We start from the raw sequence: 20296 nt of genomic DNA on the forward strand, positions 1-20296 counted from the left end.
CCAGGGGCGCGACACTCGCGCCCATTGATCCATCACATCCATCCATCGCCACCACCGATGCACGCCGACCGCAGTGGCCAGCCATCGAGCGCGTCGCATCACTCACAGGCGGCAGGCCGCCTGCCCATCAGGCCGACAGCGGCACCTGGGGTTGTGCAGTGAGCCGGTAGCCCGCGCCGCGCACCGTTTCCACCATCACGGAGGCTGCACCCAGGGCCTCGCGCAGGCGCTTGACATGCACGTCCACCGTGCGTTCCTCGATGAAGACATGGTCGCCCCACACCTTGTCGAGCAGCTGCGACCGGCTGTGCACACGCTCGGCGTGCTTCATCAAGAAATGCAGCAGCTTGAACTCGGTGGGGCCCACCTTCAGGGGCTGCCCCTGGAAGGTGACCCGGTAGGTCGCAGCATCCAGCACCAGCTCGCCAATGCTCACGCTGTCGCTCACCTGCTCAGGTGCGCGGCGGCGCAGGACCGCGCGGATGCGGGCCAGCAGCTCCTGCGTGGAAAAGGGCTTGGTGATGTAGTCGTCCGCACCGGCGTCGAGCCCCGCCACCTTGTCCGGCTCATCCCCACGCGCGGTGAGCATGAGGATGGGGATGGGCTTGGTGCGGCTGTCTGCACGCCACTTGCGCGCCAGCGACAGACCGCTTTGCCCGGGCAGCATCCAGTCCAGCAGGATCACATCGGGCAGCACGGCATCCAGCTCGCGCTGCGCGCTGTCGCCGTCTTCCGCCCAGAAGGGCTGGAAACCGTTGTGGCGCAGGTTGACTGCAATCAGTTCGGCAATCGCAGGTTCGTCCTCGACGATGAGGACACGGGGAAGCTTTCTCATGGTGATTTCAGCGCCCCGTACTTACAGCACTGCCGACTCGATCTCGTCGAGGGCTGTGTGGCGCACGTCCTTGCCCTTGACCAGATAGATGATGAGCTCGGCCACGTTCTTGGAATGGTCGCCAATGCGCTCGATGGCCTTGGCGAGGAACAGCAAATCCAGGCTGGGCGAGATGGTGCGGGGGTCTTCCATCATGTAGGTGATGAGCTTGCGCACGAACCCGTCGAACTCCTTGTCGATGAGGTCGTCCTCCTTGAGGATGGCGACCGCCGCCTTCACGTCCAGCCGTGCAAACGCATCCAGCGTCTTGCGCAGCTGGCCCGAGGCCAGCTCGGCCGCCACCCGCAGGTCGCTCGATGGCAACGAGCGCGGGGCGCCGCCTTCGATGATGGAGCGCACCATGCGCGCCATCTTGTTGGCTTCGTCGCCCATGCGCTCCAGATTGGCCGTGGCCTTGGAGAAAGCCAGCAGCAGGCGCAGGTCACGCGCGGTGGGCTGGCGGCGGGCGATGATGGAGGACAGCTCCTGGTCGATCTCGACCTCCATGGCATTGATGCGGGTCTCCATCGAAGCCACCGTCTCCACGGCCTCCAGGCTGAATTGCGACAGCGCGTACACCGCCTGGCGAATCTGCGACTCCACCAAGCCGCCCATTTCCATAACGCGGGCAGAGACGCTGTTGAGTTCGCTGTCGAACTGGGAGGAAAGATGTTTATCGGGCATCTGCTGTCTCCTTAGCCGAAACGGCCGGTGATGTAGTCTTCGGTTTCTTTGCGCTCGGGCTTGAAGAAGATCTGCTCGGTCGCACCGAACTCGATCATCTCGCCCAGGTACATGTAGGCGGTGAAGTCGCTGCAGCGGGCGGCCTGCTGCATGTTGTGGGTCACGATCGCAATGGTGTAGTCGTGCTTGAGCTCGTCGATCAGCTCTTCGATCTTGGCGGTGGACAACGGGTCCAACGCCGAGGTGGGCTCGTCGAGCAACAGCACCGAAGGCTTCACCGCCACGCTGCGCGCAATGCACAGGCGCTGCTGCTGGCCGCCGGAGAGCGACAGGCCGCTCTGGTGCAGCTTGTCCTTCACCTCGGTCCACAGTGCGGCCTTGGACAGTGCCCACTCCACGCGGTCGTCCATCTCGCTCTTGCTCAGCGTCTCGTAAAGCTTCACGCCAAACGCGATGTTGTCGTAGATGGACATGGGGAACGGCGTGGGCTTCTGGAACACCATGCCGATGCGGGCGCGCAGCAGGTTGATGTCCTGCTTGGGGTCCAGGATGTCCTGGCCGTAGAAGCTGATGGAGCCTTCGGCGCGCTGGCCGGGATACAGGCTGTACATGCGGTTGAGCGTGCGCAGCAGCGTGGACTTGCCACAGCCCGAGGGGCCGATGAAGGCAGTGACCTTGTGCTCGGCGATGTCCAGGCTCACGTTGCGCAGGCCCTGGAACTTGCCGTAGAAAAAACTCAGGTTACGCAGCTCCAGCGCGTTCTTGCTGGCAGTGGCGGTAGCAGTGGCGTTCATTGTCAATTCCTGAAAATGGAGGCAGTCTTGTCGATGGCGTTGGCGTTGGCCGGATTAGCAAAGGGAATCACACGCGATTCTTTTCGCGCAGGAACACCCGCGCCACGACGTTTAGGATCAGCACCGACAGCGTGATGAGCAGCGCACCGCCCCAGGCCAGGCGAACCCAGTTCTCGTACGGGCTCAGCGCAAACTGGAAGATCACGACCGGCAGGTTGGCCATGGGCGCATTCATGTTGGTGCTGAAGAACTGGTTGTTGAGCGCGGTGAACAGCAGGGGTGCTGTCTCGCCACTGATGCGGGCCACAGCCAGCAGCAGGCCAGTCATCACGCCGCTGCGAGCAGCACGCAGGGTGACCATGGTCGAGACCTTCCAGCGCGGTGCGCCGAGGGCAAAGGCCGCTTCGCGCAGGCTGCCAGGCACCAGGCGCAGCATGTTCTCGGTGGTACGCACCACCACAGGCACGGCGATGAGCGAGAGCGCCAGGCTGCCCGCCCAGCCCGAGAAGTTGCCCACGGTAGCGACCGCAATGGCATATACGAACAGGCCCAGCACGATGGAGGGGGCCGACAGCATGATGTCCGTCACAAAGCGGGTCAGTTCGGCGGTCTTGCTCTGGTCCCCGTATTCGGCCAGGTACACCCCCGCCAGCACGCCGATGGGCGTGGACACCAGCACGGTGAAGCCCACCATCAGCAGGCTGCCCACGATGGCGTTGGCCAGGCCACCGCCGTCGGAGCCGGGCGCTGGGGTGGACTGAGTGAACATGTTCCAGTCCAAAGCGGCAAAACCGTTGGACAGGAGCACGCTCAGGATCCAGAGCAGCACGAACAGGCCCAGTGCCATGGCGCCCAGTGACAGGGTCAGGCCAATGGCGTTGGAGCGCTGACGCTTTTTGTAGAGTTGTTGATTGAATTCCATGGAGCTCGTCTCTGAAGAGGGTCGGGAGCGGGCTGCAGGGCTTACAGGCCCTTGGCCTTCTCGGCGCGCAGCAGCATGATCTTGGCGGCCGACAGCACCACAAACGTGATCACAAACAGCAGGAAGCCCAGGGCAAACAGCGTGGACAAATGAAAGTCCGCCGCCTCGCCAAACTCATTGGCCAGCGTGGATGCGATGGAAGTACCTGGCGAAAACAGCGAGGTGGGCATGCGGTTGGCATTGCCGATCACAAAAGTGACGGCCATGGTCTCGCCCAAGGCCCGGCCCAGGCCCAGCATCACTCCGCCAATCACGCCCTTCTGCGTGTAGGGCAGCACCACGCGACGCACCACCTCCCAGGTCGTGCAACCCAGGCCATAGGCGGACTCGCGCAGGATGGGGGGAACAATCTCGAACACATCGCGCATCACAGCAGCCACAAAAGGCAACACCATGAAGGCCAGCACGATGCCCGCGGCCAGGATGCCAAAGCCGTTGGTACTGCCGCCAAACAGGAAGCCGACCAGCGGCATGGAGCCGAGCAGCTTTTGCACGGGTACCTGGAAATGGTCTGCAAACAATGGCGCAAACACGAACAGGCCGAACATGCCGTAGATGATGGACGGAACGGCTGCCAGCAATTCCACCGCCGTGCCGAGCGGGCGGCGCAGCCAAACAGGGCAAGTTTCGGTCAGGAACAGTGCAATGCCGAACGCCAACGGAACGGCGATCAGCAGTGCAATGCCTGCGCTGGCCAGGGTGCCGACGATGGCAATCGCCGCACCAAATTCTTCATTGATGATGTCCCACTCAGCGCGCCAGATGAACTGGATACCGAACTTGTGAAAAGCCGGCCACGCGTAGATGAACAGCGAAACGATGATGCCCAGCAGCGCCACCAGCACCAGCAGCGACAGGCTCTGGGTCAGCCGATGGAAAACGATGTCCTGCAGGCGCTGCCGCTTGGCAATCGACACCATGGACGGTGTGGGGGCGTCCGTCATCTTGACGGACACGGGTTGCGAACTCATGGTGGTTCCCACGCTCATGTTGACTCCCATCTGGCTTCTGGAGACCCCACAAACCAGCGCCCATCGGTCAGACCAGCCGGCCGATGGGCACTATTCTGGGGCAAACCGCTTACTTCTTGATTTGCGACCAGACCTTGGAACGGATCTGCGCCGTCAGAGCGTCAGGCAGCGGCACGTAGTCCAGGTCAGCAGCCATGGTCTTGCCGTTCTTGAAGGCCCAGTCAAAGAATTTCAGGACTTCGGCTGACTGGGCTTTGTCTGCGGGGTCGGCGTACATGAGGATGAAGGATGCCGTGCTCACGGGCCAGCTGTTGGCACCCTTGGCGTTCACCATCGAAATACCCATGCCAGGCACGCTGAACCAGTCAGCGCTCGCAGCAGCCGCTGCAAAGGTGGCATCGTCGGGCGCCACATACTTGCCATCAGCGTTCTGCAGTTGCAGGAACGTCATGTTGTTCTTCTTGACGTAGGCGTACTCCACGTAGCCCAGGGCACCCTTTACACGGGTCACGTTGGCCGCAACACCTTCATTGCCCTTGCCTCCCACCGAAGACTGAGCAGGCCATTTCACTGCAGCACCCTTGCCCACCGTATCAGCCCATTCCTTGCTGACAGAGCTCAGGTAGTCGGTCCAGTTGAACGTGGTGCCAGAGCCATCGGCGCGGTGCACGATGGTGATGTTCTGGTCGGGCAGCGTCTTGCCGGGGTTCAGGGCTGCCAGCTTGGCATCGTTCCACTTGGTGATCTTGCCCAGATACATTTCGGCCAGGACGGCGCCGGTCACGCGCAGTTCGCCTGGCTTGAAACCGTCCAGATTCACCACAGGCACGGTGCCACCGATGATGGCAGGAAACTGCACCATGCCGTCTTTTTCCAGTTCAGCGCCCGACAGGGGGGCATCGGTAGCGCCAAAAGCCACGGTCTTGGCGCGGATCTGGCGAATACCACCCGAGGAACCGATGGACTGGTAGTTCAGACCCACGCCGGTTTCCTTCTTGTAGGCTTCAGCCCACTTGGCGTACATCGGGAAGGGGAACGTAGCGCCGGCGCCGGTGATGTCTGCCGCAAAGGCGTTGCCCACTGCCAGGGCGGCCAGAGCTACTGCGACGGTTTTGAGAAATACGCGTTTCATGAGGTACCTTTCGGCAGGGGTTAACAGGAACAGAGCGAACTCTAGAGGCCTATCGTGACAATTCAGTGACACAAAAGACCATCCTCAGACCATTGCAACACCCCTCATGACGCGGCATCGCTGGCGTCATGAATGCGTCACACAACCTCGTCACACTCCCGCCATCTCCCGGTCACTTGCCCGCCCAGCCGATGGCGGCCCGCGCTTCGGGTCAGGCCAAGCGCATCGCGGTACGATGCCGCACGCAGCTCCCACCAAACACACATGCAGAACGGCACACGCCTCGCCGCAGTCGATCTCGGCTCCAACAGTTTTCGCCTGGAAATCGGGCGCTATGAGTTCGGACACGTCCAGCGGGTGGAATACCTCAAGGAAACCGTGCGCCAGGGCAACGGGCTGGATGAAGACCGCAACCTGACTCGCGACGCCATGGAGCGCGGCTGGGCTTGTCTGGCGCGCTTTGGCGAGCGCCTGGCGGGCTTTCCCCGCGCGCAGGTGCGTGCAGTGGCCACTCAAACACTGCGTGAAGCACGCAATCGCGAAGAATTCCTGTCACGCGGCAGTGAGGTGCTGGGATACCCTATCGATGTGGTGTCTGGCCCCGAAGAAGCCCGGTTGATTTACCAGGGCGTAGCCCGATTGCTGCCTCAGTCGGACGAGCGCCGCCTGGTGGTGGATATCGGAGGTCGGTCCACCGAATTGATCCTCGGCGAGCAGTTCACGCCCCACGCGGTGGCCTCTTTCCGGGTTGGCAGCGTCGCTTGGTCACAACGGTACTTTGCCAAAGGAGAGTTCTCTGCCCAGGCCTTCCTGGCGGCGGAGATTGCTGCCAAGGCGGTACTCGATGAGGCGCTGGAGACTTTTCGCCCCGATGCATGGGATGTTGCCTATGGGTCGTCTGGCACGGCGGGCGCCGTGGGGGACATTCTGTCCGCCGCAGGAGGTTCGCCGGGTCTGATCACCCGCGATGGGCTGAACTGGCTGCGGGAGCGTTTGCTCCGCGCCCAGAGTGCCGACCGGCTGCGCATGGACGGACTCAAGGAAGAGCGCCGTGCAGTCATCGGGGGGGGCATCAGCGTGCTGCGCGCCGTGTTTGACCTGCTGGACATCCATGAGATGCAGGTAGCGCAAGGAGCACTACGCCAGGGCGCCTTGTATGACCTTCTGGATCGGGAGCAACCCGGCACCGACCTTCGCACCACCACCGTCCAAGGGCTAATGCAGCGGTTTGGCGTGGACATGGAGCATGCAGACCGCGTGGCGCGCACCGCCTGCGCACTGTTTGACCAGGCTGCTCCACCCGGGAGCGAACGTGCCAGCCGCAAGCTGGACTGGGCAGCCCGCCTGCATGAGATTGGCTGCCGCATTTCCCACAGCGACTACCACCGACACGGCGCTTACATTCTCGACAACACTGACGCCGCTGGTTTTGCGGTGCCAGAACTGCACCGCCTGGGAGTGCTGGTGCAGGGGCAGCGGGGCAAGGTACGAAAGCTGGGGGTGGAACTCGACGATCCGATTTTTGTGCTGCAGCTCTTGTGCTTGCGCTTGGCCGTGGCGCTCTGCCATGCACGCCGGGAGCCCGATACCAAAGGACTGTTGTTGCAGCTGGACAGGCAGCGATTTGAGGTCAGCGCTCGCCCGGGATGGGCCATGGCATACCCACAGTCGGCCCACCTTCTGCGCGAAGAAATTCAAGCCTGGCAAAAAACCCCCTGGGAGCTGGCTGTGGGCATGCCTTGAGGGAAAACAATAAACGATATAAACTGTTTATACCGTTTATCAATCTTCTGTCATGACCACTGCCACCACAACCCCCAGCCCCGTCGTCACCCCCGCCGCGCCCGCTGCCCAGCCCGCCAAGGCAGCCAAGCCAACCAAGCCGGAAACGGCACCCAAGGCTCCAAAGGCATCCAAGGCTGCAAAGCCCGCAAAAAAGGCCGTGGCAGAAAAGGCGCCAGCCTCCAAGCCAGCCACCGCGACCAAGGCAGCTTCCGCAGTGAAACCCACCAAGGCCACCGAGCCCAAGGGCAAAAAGCCCAAGCTGGTCCGTGACAGCTTCACCATCCCCAAAGACGAGTACGCGGTGCTCGACACCCTGAAAGACCGTGCCACAGCACTGGCCCACCCCGTCAAGAAAAGCGAGCTGTTGCGCGCAGGGCTCAAGGTGCTGGCAGGTCTGTCAGACAGCGCGTTGCGCAGCGCTTTGCAAGCTGTGCCTTCCATCAAGACCGGTCGTCCAAAGGCCGACACAGCTGAAGCCGCGCCATCTGTCACTGCAAAGGCAACGACCAAGACCAACGGCAAAGCAGGACGCAAGTAAATCTGTCCCGAGACACGGCGTGTCCAGGGGCACGGCTTCGGGCTCTCGGACATCGCCGGGTAAGCTAAAGAAACTCCGGTGACTGCACTGCCATGAGCACGGTCTGGCTGTGGTCCCAGCGCTGGCGCTGGCGCAACCACCACACGGAGCCCTTGCGCACAGGGCACTCGGGGGCCTGTAGTTGCAACAACTGGGCAACGGTCTGGCCCAGCATGGGCTGATGCCCCACCACCAGAACAGCGCCCTTGGCACGCGGCCATTGCACGAGCTCTAGCAAATCCTGTGGTGTACCGCCAGGCAACAACTCGGCGCGCATCTTGAATTTGCGGCCCAAAGCGTGGGCAGTTTGCTCAGTCCGCCGCGCTGGACTTGCCACCACCCTCAGGCCTTCCGGCAGTTGACGATCAAGCCAGGCCGCCATGCGCGCCGCCTGCTTCTCGCCCCGGGCCGTGAGCGGGCGTGCAAGATCATCGCTACCGTCTTCTGCCTCTTCCGCCTCGGCATGACGCCAAAGGATCAAATCCATCATGCGACCCCTGGCTCCTCGCGACCCAGAGCAGGCCGTGGCCCATAGCGCACCATCAACGCGTTTTGGGCACCACTACCGTCCACCGGCTGCACAGCGCGGTCGTAGACGCCTGCGGCATTCAACGTCCAGGCATCGCGGTCATCACACAGGTAGGCCACCAAACATTCATCAATGATCTGCTGGCGCAGCTTGGGGTCAGTCACCGGCCACGCCAGCTCGACGCGGCGCATCATGTTGCGGTTCATCCAATCGGCACTCGACAGATAGAGGTCTTCTTCGCCCCCCGCGCGGAAATAGAAAACACGCGTGTGCTCCAGGAACCGACCAATCACCGAGCGCACCCGGATGTTGTCCGTCACTCCCGGCACCTGCGGAGCCAGCATGCAGGCCCCGCGCACAATCAGATCGATGCGTGCGCCGCGCTGCCCAGCGAGGATCAACGCCCGCATCAATCCCTCGTCGGTCAGGGCATTCATCTTGGCAACGATCCGTGCGTCTTCCCCGCGGCTGGCAGCCAATCCCACGCGCTCGATTTTTTCGATCATGCGGCGATGCAAATGGAACGGTGCCAGCATGAGCTTGCGCAGCTTGGGAGGCCGGTTCTGGCTGGCCAGGTGATTGAAAACACCGTCCATATCGGCAGTGGTTTCTTCATCTGCCGTGAGGTAACTCAGGTCGGTGTACAGCTTGGCCGTGCGCACGTTGTAGTTGCCAGTGGAGAGATGGCCGTAACGGCGTAACTGCCTCCCTTCACGGCGCGTGACGAGCAGCATCTTCGCGTGGGTCTTGAGGCCCACGACGCCATAGACCACCTGCGCCCCAATCGACTCCAGCGCCTCTGCCCAATTGATGTTGGCCTCCTCGTCAAAGCGTGCTTTCAGCTCCACCACCGCCATCACCTCCTTGCCTCGGCGTACCGCCTCGCTGAGCAGGTCCATGAGTTCGGAGTCGGCGCCCGTGCGGTAAATGGTCTGTTTGATGACCAGCACGTCCGGGTCATTCACAGCCTCCCGCAGGAACGCAAGCAAACCATCAAAGCTCTCGAACGGCTGGTGGATCAACACGTCGCGCTCGCGCAGTTGGCCCATGATGGACACCCCTGGCTGGAGCTGACGTGGCCAAGCGGAACTCCATGGCGGGAACAGCAACGCGGGATCGTTCACCAAGTCCACCAGCTGATTGAGGCGCACCAAGTTCACAGGACCATGTACACGGTACAAGGCCGCGTTGGGCAGATCAAATTGCTGCAACAAGAAGTCGGACAGGAAGCGAGAGCAACCCGCAGAGACTTCCAGGCGCACAGCCTGCCCGTAATGGCGGTGCTGCAGGCCTTGCCGCAAGGCGGTGCGCAGGTTACGCACATCCTCTTCGTCCAGTGCCAGATCGGAGTGGCGTGTGACACGAAACTGGGAAAACTCCGTCACTTCGCGGCCAGGAAAGAGGTCTTCCAAATGGGCACGCACGATGCTGGACAAGCTGACGAACAACGCCCCGTCGGACGCAACCTTCTTTGGCATGCGGATCAGGCGGGGCAGTGCACGCGGCACCTTAACGATGGCGATTTCGTTCTCGCGGCCGAAGGCATCATGCCCCTTGAGACGCACTATGAAGTTCAACGACTTATTAGCCACCTGCGGAAAAGGGTGGGCCGGGTCGAGTCCCACCGGAATCAACAAGGGACGGACCTCGCGCGCAAAATACTCGTGCACCCACCGCCTCTGCTCTGCGGTGCGGTCACCATGCGCCACGATACGTATCCCATGCTTTGCAAATGCGGGAACCAGTGCGTCGTTGTACAGCGCGTATTGCCGCTCTACCAGGTCGTGGACCTGGGCGGACAGGGCCTCGAACGACGCTGCGGTGTAGAGCCCCTTGGTCTCGCCCTTCTTGGCCGCCGTGATGTGCGCTGCAGCACGTACTTCGAAAAACTCGTCGAGGTTGGATGACACGATGCACAGGTAGCGCAGCCGCTCCAGCAGCGGGACATCTGTGCGAACCGCCCAGTCGAACACGCGTTCGTTAAATGCCAGGATGCTGTGGTCGCGGTCCAGAAACATGTGGGGGGCAACGCCCGTGACAGCCCCCACAGCCGCAAAATCGTTGTCATGTGACACGGCGTGCGAGGAGTCCCCGACAGCATCGGGGTGCTCGCGCTGCAAAGGGATGGAATCAACAGGAGGCAGGGGCAGCATGGATACGCGCGTACAGCAATTGCGGGATCGCTGCAGTATTTAACGCCCAGATGACAACTGCGTGACAGACTTTGTGACAGACACGAAAACTCCCTGCGAGCTGGAGCGGGCTGGTACCAGGTACTGTTGAAACAGCCTGGCCGCATGTGCCCAGGTGAACTCCAGCGCCCGGCTTCGTGCTTCGGATCTCGGTATGGACAAGGCCTGCTGCGTGGCCGCCAGAAGGCTCGCGTGCAACACGCCGCCCATCGGCACCCTGCCGTCCCCTGCACCCAAGACCTCCCGCGGACCGTCTTCAGGAAAGGCAGCGACCGGCGTGCCGCAAGCCATTGCCTCCAGCATGACCAGCCCAAAGGTTTCGGAGCGGCTCGGAAACACAAAGACATCGGCCGAGGCGTAGACCTGTGCCAGCGCCTCCCGGTCCAGAATGCCAAGCCAGCGTACCTGCGGGTGCTTGGCTTTCAGCCGTGCCTCGAGCGGACCTACACCACACACCACCTTCGTGCCCGGCATGTCCATCTGCAAAAAAGCATCGATGTTCTTTTCATATGAAATGCGCCCCACATACAGCGCCACAGGATGCGCCAGAACGCCAGTGAGCGGACTCTGAAAGACCTCACCATGAAAGCGAAACGCCTGGGTGTCCACACCGTGCGTCCACAACCGCAGTTGGCGAAAGCCCCGCTGCTGCAGCATTTGCAAGACACCCTGCGTAGGAACCATCACCCCCGACGAAGGGCGATGAAAATGCCTGAAAAGCGCATAACCCCAACCCAGTGGTATGCGCAAGGCTGCCTGAAGAATCTCGGGAAACCTTGTGTGAAAGGCTGTGGTGAATGCCAGGCCACGCTTGAGACAGTAACGACGCCCCGCCCAGCCCAAAGGCCCCTCGGTCGCCAGATGAATGGCATCGGGCTGCAGGGCGTCCAACTTCTGGGTGAGTAACTTGTAGGGTCGCACCGCTAGATCAATGCCAGCGTAACCGGGACAAGGACGGGTAGAAAACTGACCAGGATGCAGCACCTGCACGTCATGCCCGGCATCTTCCAGCTCTCGCACCAACTCGACCAAAGTGGTCACCACGCCATTGACCTGCGGCAGCCATGCATCAGTCAGCAGCGCAATCTTCATGCGGACACCCGTGTGGCCTGGCTGGACAGATTGGCTGCGGGCACAGCGGGCCATTGCAACAGCTCCAGCCGACCATCAAGGTGCTCGACGAGTGCTGTGTGGCTCTCCACCCAGTCGCCATCGTTGCAATACAAGGTGCCACCAATCTCGCGCATCTCTGCGCGGTGGATATGTCCGCAGACCACTCCGTCATGCCCGCGGCGACGGGCCTCTGCGGCCACCGCCACTTCAAAATCGGTGACGTAGTTGAGCGCCTTTTTTACCTTGCCTTTCAGGTAAGCTGACAAAGACCAATACGGAAGCCCCATCCGCGCCCTAAAGATGTTGAGATGGCGGTTCAGCTTGAGCGTGAATTCATAGAGGTTGTCACCCACGTAGGCGAGCCATTTGGCACACTGGATCACACCATCAAAGTGGTCACCATGCGTGACCCACAGGCTGCGCCCATCTGCAGTGGTGTGCACAGCATCGGACACCACCTCGATACCGCCAAAAGAATGCCCCACAAAGGCTCGGGCAAATTCGTCGTGGTTACCAGGAACAAACACTACGCGGCACCCCTTGCGCGCGCGGCGCAACAGCTTTTGCACCACATCGTTGTGCGCCTGTGGCCAGAACCAACGGCGGCGCAACTGCCACCCATCCACGATGTCTCCCACCAGGTACAGATGGTCGCTGGGATGGTGCTTCAGAAAATCCAGAAGCGCTTCAGCCTGACACCCAGGCGTGCCGAGGTGCAAATCCGAAATGAATACCGCACGGAACCGGCGTTGACCGGCAAACGCCGCAAGGGCCTCGGGCTCTGCATCCTGCGGCACCTGGGACTCGTTCAACCAAGGGCCCAGGGCGTTGAACGCGGCACGCACCGGTCAGGCCCCCAGAAAATGCTTGCGGTAGCGGGGATGCAGGTCGGCCAGCCGCATCAGCATGGGCAGGTCGGCGGTATTGAAGTCCGGATCCCACGCCGGTGCACCCAGTACACGGGCGCCCAGTCGCAGATAGCCTTTGATCAAGGCCGGTGGGTCCACGGCAATGGATCCGTCCAGATGCTCCACGGGCAACGGCAGGCGCGGCAGCACGTGGTATTCGATGGGTGCCAGATGGGTCTTTCGCACTTGCTGCCAGATGCTGGCCGCAGCGTCGCCGCTAACCACGCCATTGTGAAGCATGGGAATGCTGGCACAGCCGATCATCGTGTCGAGTTCGTTGCGCACCATGAAGTCCGCCAGCGCGCTCCACAGCGCCATGATCACGCCGCCGTGGCGGTGGTCGGGATGCACACAGCTGCGGCCCAGCTCCACCATGCGCGGGCGCAGCGTGCGCAAGCGCGTCAAGTCGAATTCGGTGTCGCTGTAAGTTCCGCCCACCCGCTTGGCCTGCGCGGGCGTCAGCACCCGGTAAGTCCCAATGACTTGCTGGCTCGGAGCGTCGCGCACCAGAAGATGCTCGCAATAGTCGTCAAACAGGTCCACGTCGTGGCCAGGAATGGGGGTCGTCAATCGAGCGCCCATCTCTGCCGCGAACACCTCAAACCGCAAGCGCTGTGCCTCACGGACCTCATCCAGATGCCTGGCCCAAGTCACCTCGATAGCACCACGCGCCGGGATAGCATGCACAGCACCCGGCACAACACCAGAAGGCTGAACAATACCGGTACCTGTAGCCTCCGGCGATGTGGACAACTGCATCAAAGTGGGCAGGTCGTTCATGGACAACGTCTCCTTCGGTAAGAACGGGCACAGCTGGAATTTCCAAACAGAGCGGGAATCCGCTTTCCTGGCTGGGAGTGTGAAAGCCGCGCATGACATGCCCATGTCTTCGGCGTGTCAACGCCATGACAATGCGCGCTTTCCATTGGCACGGGCCCTCACCGATGGCCTGCATAATTGACTGAGGAACTCCGCCGTGCCGTCCCCCGCCCTGCCCCCCACACGCAGCCCCATCGCAGCCTTTGTGGCTGTGTTTGTGCTGGCAGCCGCCTGCGCTGGTGCTTTGATCTGGACGCTGGAACGCCAGGAACGTGCGCAGCAGCGCACCCAAGCCGCCGATGTGGCGGGCGATCATGTCCAGGCCCTGCAGCGCGCCATCGAGTTGGCACTGTCTGCCAACAACACTCTGGTGGCGCTGGTGCGCCAGGGCCACGGGAACGTTCCCCAGTTCGAAGAAATCGGCGTGCAGATGCTGCCTTTCTACCCGGGCATCGCGGCCATGGGCCTGTCCCCTGGAGGGGTAGTGCAACAGGTTGTTCCCCGTGCAGGCAACGAAAATTCGATTGGTTTTGACCAGCTCAACGACCCCCGCCAAGGGGCGGAGTCAGCCCGCGCCCGCGAGTCCGGCGTGTTGACGCTGGCGGGGCCCATGGAGTTGGTCCAGGGCGGCCTGGGCGTCGTGGGGCGCCAACCGGTGTACCTAGAAGATGACCTGGGGCGCCGGAGCTTCTGGGGTTTTACTTATGTCACCATCCGTCTGCCCGACGTGCTGGCCACCGCCCGGCTGCCCCAGCTCAAGGAACGGGGTTTTCACTATCGATTGTGGCGTGTCCGCCCGGATAACAACCAGGAGCAGACCATCGCGATGTCTGACCCTCCGCCCACCGGTGACGCTGTTGGCCGGTCCCTGACCCTGCCTAATGGCCAGTGGACGCTCAGCCTGACACCCGCCAAGGGATGGGGCGCGCCAGATGTGCTGGCTCTGCGCTGTGCCTTGGGCTTGCTGTTTGCGTTGCTGATGGGCTACCTGGCGCGCTTGCTCGTCGAATTGAAGGCGCACGAGCGCGGTCTGGCGACACAGGTGGCCCAGCGGACCTCCGAGATCCAGGCCACACAGCAGCAGCTGCGCGCCACCATCGATGCAATTCCCGATCCGTTGTTTGAAATCGACCAGGACGGCCGCTATTGCAGCGTGCACAGCCCTCGTGCCGAGTTGCTCATGGGCCCTGCTGAGCAATTGATCGGCCGCTATGTCACCGAGGTGTTACCTGCCCTGGCTGCACTGACGGTGATGGATGTGCTCAATGAAGCGCAATCCCAGGGATGGTCCACTGGACGCCAGATCATGCTGGACCTGCCTGGCCTGGGGGCCACCTGGTTCGAACTTTCTGCGGCCCGCAAGGCGGGATCAGCGGGAGGAAAACCCAGGTTCATCGTGCTGTCCCGCGACATTTCTGAACGCAAGCGGTCGCAAGAACAACTGCAGTTGACGGCCCAGGTGTTTGACCAGAGCGGCGAGGCCATCGTGATTGCCGACGCAGCCCAGACCATCGTGCGCATCAACCGGGCATTCAGCCGCATCACTGGCTACTCCGAAGCGGAGGCCGTAGGTCAGTCGATGCGCCTGCTCACGGTGGCAGAGTCCACCCGAGACTTCGACGCCGACCTGGTGTACGCCCATCTCACCAAAGAAGGGCACTGGGAAGGCGAAGCCTGGGGCCGCCGCAAGGACGGATCGACCTACCCCCAGTGGCTGTCCGTCAGCCGCGTGCGCGATGGCAATGGCAGCACCACCCACTCCATCACGCTGTTCCGCGACATCACCCAGCAACGCGAGGCTCAGGACCGCATCCAGCGCCTCGCGCATTTCGACCCCCTCACTGACCTGCCCAACCGTGCGCTCCTGGCAGAGCGCGCCCAACGCCACATCGAACAAGAGCAAACGCGGGGCGGAACGCTGGCCTTGCTGTTCCTGGACCTGGACCACTTCAAGAACGTCAACGACTCGCTGGGGCACCGCATTGGCGACATCCTGCTGGTGGCAGTAGCGCGACGGCTGGAGTCCCTTCTGGGCGCACAGGACACCGTATCGCGCCTGGGAGGGGATGAATTTTTGCTGCTGCTACCCGCTGCCTCGGCCCTGCAAGCGGCCGACGTAGCCAACCGTTTGCTGATGGCCGTGGCGCAACCGTTTCAGGTGGAGCCTTACGAACTCACCACCACCCTGTCCGTAGGCATTGCCATGTATCCGGCGGACGGAGACTCGTTCGACACCCTGTACCAGCGCGCTGATGCCGCCATGTACCGTGCCAAGCAAAGCGGGCGCAACCGCTTTGGCTTTTTCACCGCCGACCTGGAGGCACGGACCGCCCGAGCCTTGCAGATCGAAAACGCACTGCGCCGGGCACTGGAACGCAACCAGTTCGAGCTGCACTACCAACCCCAGGTGTCACTCACCACGCGCCAAGTGGTCGGTGCCGAGGCGCTGCTGCGCTGGAGCCACCCCGAGCTGGGCATGGTGTCCCCAGCGGAGTTCATCCCTGTGGCAGAAAGCAGCGGCATGATCGTCGCAATTGGCGAGTGGGTGCTGAACACTGCCGTGCATGATGCCAAGCGCTGGCTGGACCTGCAATTGCCACTGCGGGCTGTGTCAGTCAATCTGTCGGCGGTGCAGTTCCGCCACCCCCAGTTGCCCGAGATGGTGACACGCTGCCTGCAACAAGCCGGACTGCCTGCGCGTCGGCTGGAGCTGGAGCTGACCGAGGGGGCTGCGGTAGACGACCCCGCTGCTGCACTGGCCATGATGGACCAATTGCACGACCGGGGCGTGCGGCTTTCGATGGATGACTTTGGCACGGGATATTCGTCGTTGAGCTACCTTAAGCGCTTCCAGATCTACAAGCTCAAGATCGACCAGTCGTTTGTGCGCGACCTGGACGACGACGCCAATGACCGGGCCATTGTCAGCGCCATCATCCGCATGGCGCAGGCCTTGGGCATGCAGACGACCGCCGAGGGGGTGGAGACCGATGGCCAGCTGGAGTTTCTGCGCGCGCAGGGCTGCGACGAAGGCCAGGGTTACCTGTTCAGTCGCCCCCTGGCAGCCGATGCCTTTGAGGCCTATCTGCGGGAACACTTGGGACGCTAAAAAAGCCGGGCAACGTGTCTCTGCACCCTCTCGCGCCAGAGCTCCTGGCGACTGCACTTGCATCAGCCGTACGGCAGAACCGGCAGCGCTGTACCTGAGGCATACCCTCAAACGGCGTGTAAGCTGCCGCTGCTACACTTTGGCACAATTTTCTGAGGCCATCTGGCCCTGCCGCCTGTTCTGGTCTTATGTATTCGCTGTTCAGCACTCCGCCCTCGCAGCGCGCCGGAGTGCCCCCTGACACCCCCCTGCAACGCACCTTGCGTGAACAACAAACCCTCCTGGACAGCGCCGGAGTGGGTATCGTGTTCCTGCGCCAGCGCAGCGTGGTGCGATGCAACCAGCGGTATGCCGAAATCTTTGGGTATGCCAGCCCCGCCCACTTGGTAGGGCTCAACACCGAAGCCTTCTATCCAGACCGGGATGCATTCCGCGACCTCGGGCGCACGGCTTATCCCGCGCTGGCCCAAGGGCAGTCATTCCGGATTGAACGCCAGTTGCGTCGCCAGGACGGCACACTGTTCTGGGGCAGCCTCACGGGGCGCCTGATCAACCCGCACGACACCGGAGAAGGCTCGATCTGGATCGTGGACGACATCGATGAGCAAAAGCGTGCCCACGCCGCGCTGAATGCCGCTGTGCGGGAAAAGCAATTGCTGTTTGACAGCGCGATGGTCGGCATCGTCTTTCTGCGAGACCGGCATCTGACCCGCTGCAACCACCATTTTGAACAGATGCTGGGCTTTGAGCCGGGCGAACTCATGGGCAGCTCGTCGCGTCGCTGGTACGCCAGCGATGCTGCCTGGCAAGAAGTGGGCGACCGCTGCTACCCCTCGCTGGTGGCCGGACAGTCGTACGAGGGCGAGGTGGAGCTATGCCGTAAGGACGGCACCCCTGTGATTTGCGAAGTGCGCAGCAAATGCATCGATCCCGCCGATCCTGCCCAGGGGACCATCTGGATCACCATGGACATCACCGACCGCAAACGCGCGCAGGCGGTGCTGGCCCAGGCCCATGAGGAGCTGGAGCGGCAGGTGCAAGACCGCACGCGCGAGCTGCGAGAGACAGTGGAAAACCTGCACCGTGAAATCAATGACCGCAAGGCCGACCAGGAGCGCATTTACTGGTTGGCCCACTACGATGCGTTGACCGGTCTGCCCAACCGAGCCCTGCTGGCAGAACGTGCGCAGCAGGCCATTCGGGTGGCGCAGGAGAACCAGACGCCGCTGGCCGTCATCTTCCTGGACCTGGATCACTTCAAGCATGTGAACGACTCTCTGGGCCACCGGGTGGGCGATGTGCTGCTGGTCGAAATTGCCAAGCGCCTGCGTGCGGTGGTGCGCGACAAGGACACGGTGTCGCGCCTCGGAGGGGATGAGTTCATCCTGCTTTTGCCAGGCGCCGATGCACGGGGTGCAGCCCGTGTCGCCAGCAAGTTGCAGGAGGCATCCCGTCAGCCGTACCAGATCGATCACCACGAGCTGACCATGGCCCCGTCGATGGGCATTGCGCTGTTCCCCCAGGACGGACACGATTTCGATACTTTGACCCAGTCGGCAGACGTGGCCATGTACCGCGCCAAGCTGGACGGACGCAACACCTTTCGCTTCTTTACCCCCGAGATGCAGGCCCAGTCGGTACGGGCCCTGCAGCTCGAAAACGCATTGCGCCGTGCGCTGGAGCGCGAACAGTTCCACCTGCACTACCAGCCACAGATGAACCTGGCCACGGGTACTGTGCGCAGTGTGGAAGCCCTGCTGCGCTGGCAACACCCCCAGCTCGGTGCGATTTCGCCGGGAGAGTTCATCCCCATCGCCGAAGACAGCGGCCAGATTCTGCAGATCGGCGAGTGGGTGCTGCGCACAGCGCTGGCCCAGCTCAAGGCATGGCGCAGCTGCGGGTTTCCCGAACTCACGATGGCAGTGAACCTGTCAGCCATTCAATTTCGCCAGCCACAGCTGCCAGAGCTGGTGAGCCGGGTGCTCGCGGAGTTTGACCTGCCCCCCGATTCGCTGGAACTGGAGCTGACGGAGGGGGTGGCAGTGGACGACCCCCATGCGGCGGTGGCCACCATGGACCAGTTGCATGCGCGTGGAGTGCGGATGTCGATGGACGACTTCGGCACGGGCTATTCGTCACTCAGCCAACTCAAGCGGTTCCAGATCTTCAAGCTCAAGATCGATCAATCCTTTGTGCGCGACTTGGGCAACGACAGCAACGACCGCGCCATCGTCAGCGCCATCATCCGCATGGCGCAGGCGCTGGGCATGCGTACTACCGCCGAAGGTGTGGAAACCGAGGGGCAACTGGCCTTTTTGCACGAACAAGGTTGCGACGAAGCGCAGGGCTACCACTTCAGCACGCCACTGCCCGCGGAGCAGCTGGAACGCTTCATGCGGCAACACACACCAGCACACTGAGCGGCCTCAAGACCCCTTCCAGCGCGACGGACGCTGCTGCGCTCCGCCGATAGACCAAGACCTCAACCCGCGCGGGCTGCGTCGGCCAGGCGCTGAGCGCAAGAGCTGGCCAACTGCGCGTCGCGCGCCTCCACCATCACACGCAGCAGAGGCTCGGTCCCACTGGCGCGGATCAGTACGCGGCCCGAGGAGCCCAACTGCTGCTCCACCGCCTGCGTGGCCTCTGCCAGTAAACGGTTGGCCTTCCAGTCCTGCCCTGGCGCCAGTCGGACGTTGAGCAAGACCTGCGGGTAGAGCGTGATGCCTGCCAGCAGCTGCGCCAGCGTGCGGCCACTGCGCACACAAGCCTGCAGCACCTGCAGGGCACTGACCAAACCGTCGCCGGTGGTGTGTCGGTCCAGGGCCAGCAGATGCCCGGACCCCTCCCCGCCCAACACCCAGTGGTGGCGCGCCAGTTCTTCCAGAACGTACCGGTCACCGACCTTGGCGCGTACAAACTTCACTCCCTTGGCCAGTAGCGCCACCTCTACCGCCATGTTGGTCATCAGCGTGCCCACCACGCCAGGCACGTGCTCGTCACGGCCCATGCGGTCTGCGGCCATCAGGTACAGCAGCTCGTCACCGTTGTACAGCCGCCCAGTGGCATCCACAATCTGCAGTCGGTCTGCATCCCCATCCAGGGCAATGCCATAGTCGGCACGGTTCGCGCGCACAGCGCGTACCAACGCGTCGGGGTGTGTCGCACCGACCTCGTGGTTGATGTTGAGGCCATCGGGTGCGCAGCCAATCGACAGCACTTCCGCACCCAGCTCGTGGAATACCTTGGGCGCCACCTGGTAGGCGGCTCCGTGGGCAGCGTCCACCACAATCTTCAGGCCCTTGAGCGTCAGGTCCTGGGGAAACGTGCTCTTGCAAAACTCGATGTAGCGCCCGGCCGCATCATCCAGGCGCCGGGCCTTGCCCAGGCTAGCCGAATCGACCCAGACGGGTGGTTCGGCCAGTGCGGCTTCCACCGCCAGCTCCCAGGCGTCCGACAGCTTGGTGCCTTGCGCACTGAAGAACTTGATACCGTTGTCAGGGTAGGCGTTATGGCTGGCGCTGATGACTACGCCCAGACTGGCGCGCTGGGCGCGGGTCAGGTAAGCCACGCCTGGCGTGGGCAACGGCCCCAGCAGCACCACATCCACCCCTGCCGAGTTGAAGCCAGACTCCAGCGCGCTTTCAAGCATGTAGCCAGAGATGCGGGTGTCCTTGCCGATCAACACTGTGGGCCGCTCTTCCGTGCGGCGTAAAACGCGACCCACAGCATGGGCAAGGCGCAGCACGAAATCCGGTGTGATGGGCGGCTGCCCCACGGTGCCGCGGATGCCGTCGGTTCCAAAGTATTGGCGTGTCATGTTCTGGCGT

The 20296-nt window shown here is 62.6% G+C and carries 16 protein-coding genes; 4 read left to right on the plus strand and 12 right to left on the minus strand.

The window, feature by feature from the left end; translation table 11 throughout:
- Positions 1-127 precede the first annotated feature (127 nt).
- The 6 genes from phoB to pstS all read right to left on the minus strand — a co-directional run bounded on the left by phoB (position 128) and on the right by pstS (position 5437).
- Positions 128-835 carry a phosphate regulon transcriptional regulator PhoB gene (gene phoB / locus ACTJKQ_RS20685; protein ID WP_015013590.1) on the minus strand — a complete coding sequence of 236 codons (708 nt, stop codon included), beginning with the start codon at positions 833-835 and terminating at the stop codon, positions 128-130.
- 21 nt (positions 836-856) lie between these two features.
- Positions 857-1558 carry a phosphate signaling complex protein PhoU gene (gene phoU / locus ACTJKQ_RS20690; RefSeq protein ID WP_010457902.1) on the minus strand — a complete coding sequence of 234 codons (702 nt, stop codon included), beginning with the start codon at positions 1556-1558 and terminating at the stop codon, positions 857-859.
- An 11-nt stretch (positions 1559-1569) separates the two neighbouring features.
- On the minus strand, positions 1570-2352 hold the full coding sequence (gene pstB, locus ACTJKQ_RS20695; protein ID WP_056067255.1) for a phosphate ABC transporter ATP-binding protein PstB: 783 nt from the start codon (positions 2350-2352) through the stop codon (positions 1570-1572).
- Between the two features lie 67 nt (positions 2353-2419).
- Positions 2420-3274 carry a phosphate ABC transporter permease PstA gene (gene pstA, locus ACTJKQ_RS20700; RefSeq protein ID WP_056067253.1) on the minus strand — a complete coding sequence of 285 codons (855 nt, stop codon included), beginning with the start codon at positions 3272-3274 and terminating at the stop codon, positions 2420-2422.
- A gap of 41 nt (positions 3275-3315) precedes the next feature.
- Complete coding sequence (gene pstC, locus ACTJKQ_RS20705; RefSeq protein WP_369804293.1) at positions 3316-4305, minus strand: phosphate ABC transporter permease subunit PstC; 990 nt, start codon at positions 4303-4305, stop codon at positions 3316-3318.
- A gap of 109 nt (positions 4306-4414) precedes the next feature.
- On the minus strand, positions 4415-5437 hold the full coding sequence (gene pstS, locus ACTJKQ_RS20710) for a phosphate ABC transporter substrate-binding protein PstS (RefSeq protein ID WP_260666986.1): 1023 nt from the start codon (positions 5435-5437) through the stop codon (positions 4415-4417).
- A 264-nt stretch (positions 5438-5701) separates the two neighbouring features.
- On the opposite strand from pstS, the gene ACTJKQ_RS20715 reads away from it, so the two are divergent.
- Both ACTJKQ_RS20715 and ACTJKQ_RS20720 read left to right on the plus strand, forming a co-directional pair.
- Positions 5702-7180, plus strand: coding sequence for a Ppx/GppA phosphatase family protein (locus tag ACTJKQ_RS20715; RefSeq protein ID WP_440597942.1), 1479 nt, complete (start codon positions 5702-5704; stop codon positions 7178-7180).
- A 52-nt stretch (positions 7181-7232) separates the two neighbouring features.
- Entirely contained in the window at positions 7233-7760 is a 528-nt protein-coding gene (locus ACTJKQ_RS20720; RefSeq protein ID WP_056067243.1) for a hypothetical protein, read from the plus strand.
- Between the two features lie 64 nt (positions 7761-7824).
- Here the strand turns inward: ACTJKQ_RS20720 and sixA are convergent, their stop codons facing one another.
- The 5 genes from sixA to ACTJKQ_RS20745 form a co-directional block, all read right to left on the minus strand.
- Positions 7825-8289, minus strand: a complete 465-nt coding sequence (gene sixA, locus ACTJKQ_RS20725; protein ID WP_056067241.1) for a phosphohistidine phosphatase SixA — start codon at positions 8287-8289, stop codon at positions 7825-7827.
- Positions 8286-10346 carry a polyphosphate kinase 1 gene (gene ppk1, locus ACTJKQ_RS20730; RefSeq protein WP_440597943.1) on the minus strand — a complete coding sequence of 687 codons (2061 nt, stop codon included), beginning with the start codon at positions 10344-10346 and terminating at the stop codon, positions 8286-8288. The genes sixA and ppk1 overlap by 4 nt, the downstream gene beginning before the upstream one ends.
- 174 nt (positions 10347-10520) lie before the next feature.
- On the minus strand, positions 10521-11612 hold the full coding sequence (locus tag ACTJKQ_RS20735; protein WP_440597944.1) for a glycosyltransferase family 4 protein: 1092 nt from the start codon (positions 11610-11612) through the stop codon (positions 10521-10523).
- Positions 11609-12478 carry a UDP-2,3-diacylglucosamine diphosphatase gene (locus ACTJKQ_RS20740; protein ID WP_440597945.1) on the minus strand — a complete coding sequence of 290 codons (870 nt, stop codon included), beginning with the start codon at positions 12476-12478 and terminating at the stop codon, positions 11609-11611. Before ACTJKQ_RS20740 ends, ACTJKQ_RS20735 begins: the two co-directional genes overlap by 4 nt.
- Before the next feature lie 3 nt (positions 12479-12481).
- Positions 12482-13321 (minus strand): GNAT family N-acetyltransferase, encoded by an 840-nt coding sequence (locus ACTJKQ_RS20745; RefSeq protein ID WP_056067235.1) that lies wholly within the window; start codon positions 13319-13321, stop codon positions 12482-12484.
- A 196-nt stretch (positions 13322-13517) separates the two neighbouring features.
- Here ACTJKQ_RS20745 and ACTJKQ_RS20750 point away from each other — a divergent pair, with 196 nt between their 5' ends.
- Together ACTJKQ_RS20750 and ACTJKQ_RS20755 are read left to right on the plus strand one after the other, a co-directional pair.
- Positions 13518-16469: a bifunctional diguanylate cyclase/phosphodiesterase gene (locus ACTJKQ_RS20750; RefSeq protein ID WP_440597946.1), complete on the plus strand. Its 2952-nt coding sequence runs from the start codon at positions 13518-13520 to the stop codon at positions 16467-16469.
- 188 nt (positions 16470-16657) lie between these two features.
- The gene (locus ACTJKQ_RS20755; RefSeq protein WP_121943257.1) at positions 16658-18889 is read left to right on the plus strand and encodes a sensor domain-containing protein; all 2232 of its coding nucleotides are present in this window, start codon (positions 16658-16660) and stop codon (positions 18887-18889) included.
- A 62-nt stretch (positions 18890-18951) separates the two neighbouring features.
- Here the strand turns inward: ACTJKQ_RS20755 and glmM are convergent, their stop codons facing one another.
- Positions 18952-20286, minus strand: a complete 1335-nt coding sequence (glmM, locus tag ACTJKQ_RS20760) for a phosphoglucosamine mutase (RefSeq protein ID WP_116749507.1) — start codon at positions 20284-20286, stop codon at positions 18952-18954.
- Positions 20287-20296: the final 10 nt, after the last annotated feature.

This window comes from Acidovorax sp. 22279 (genome assembly GCF_052045435.1).
Lineage (GTDB): Bacteria > Pseudomonadota > Gammaproteobacteria > Burkholderiales > Burkholderiaceae_C > Acidovorax > Acidovorax delafieldii.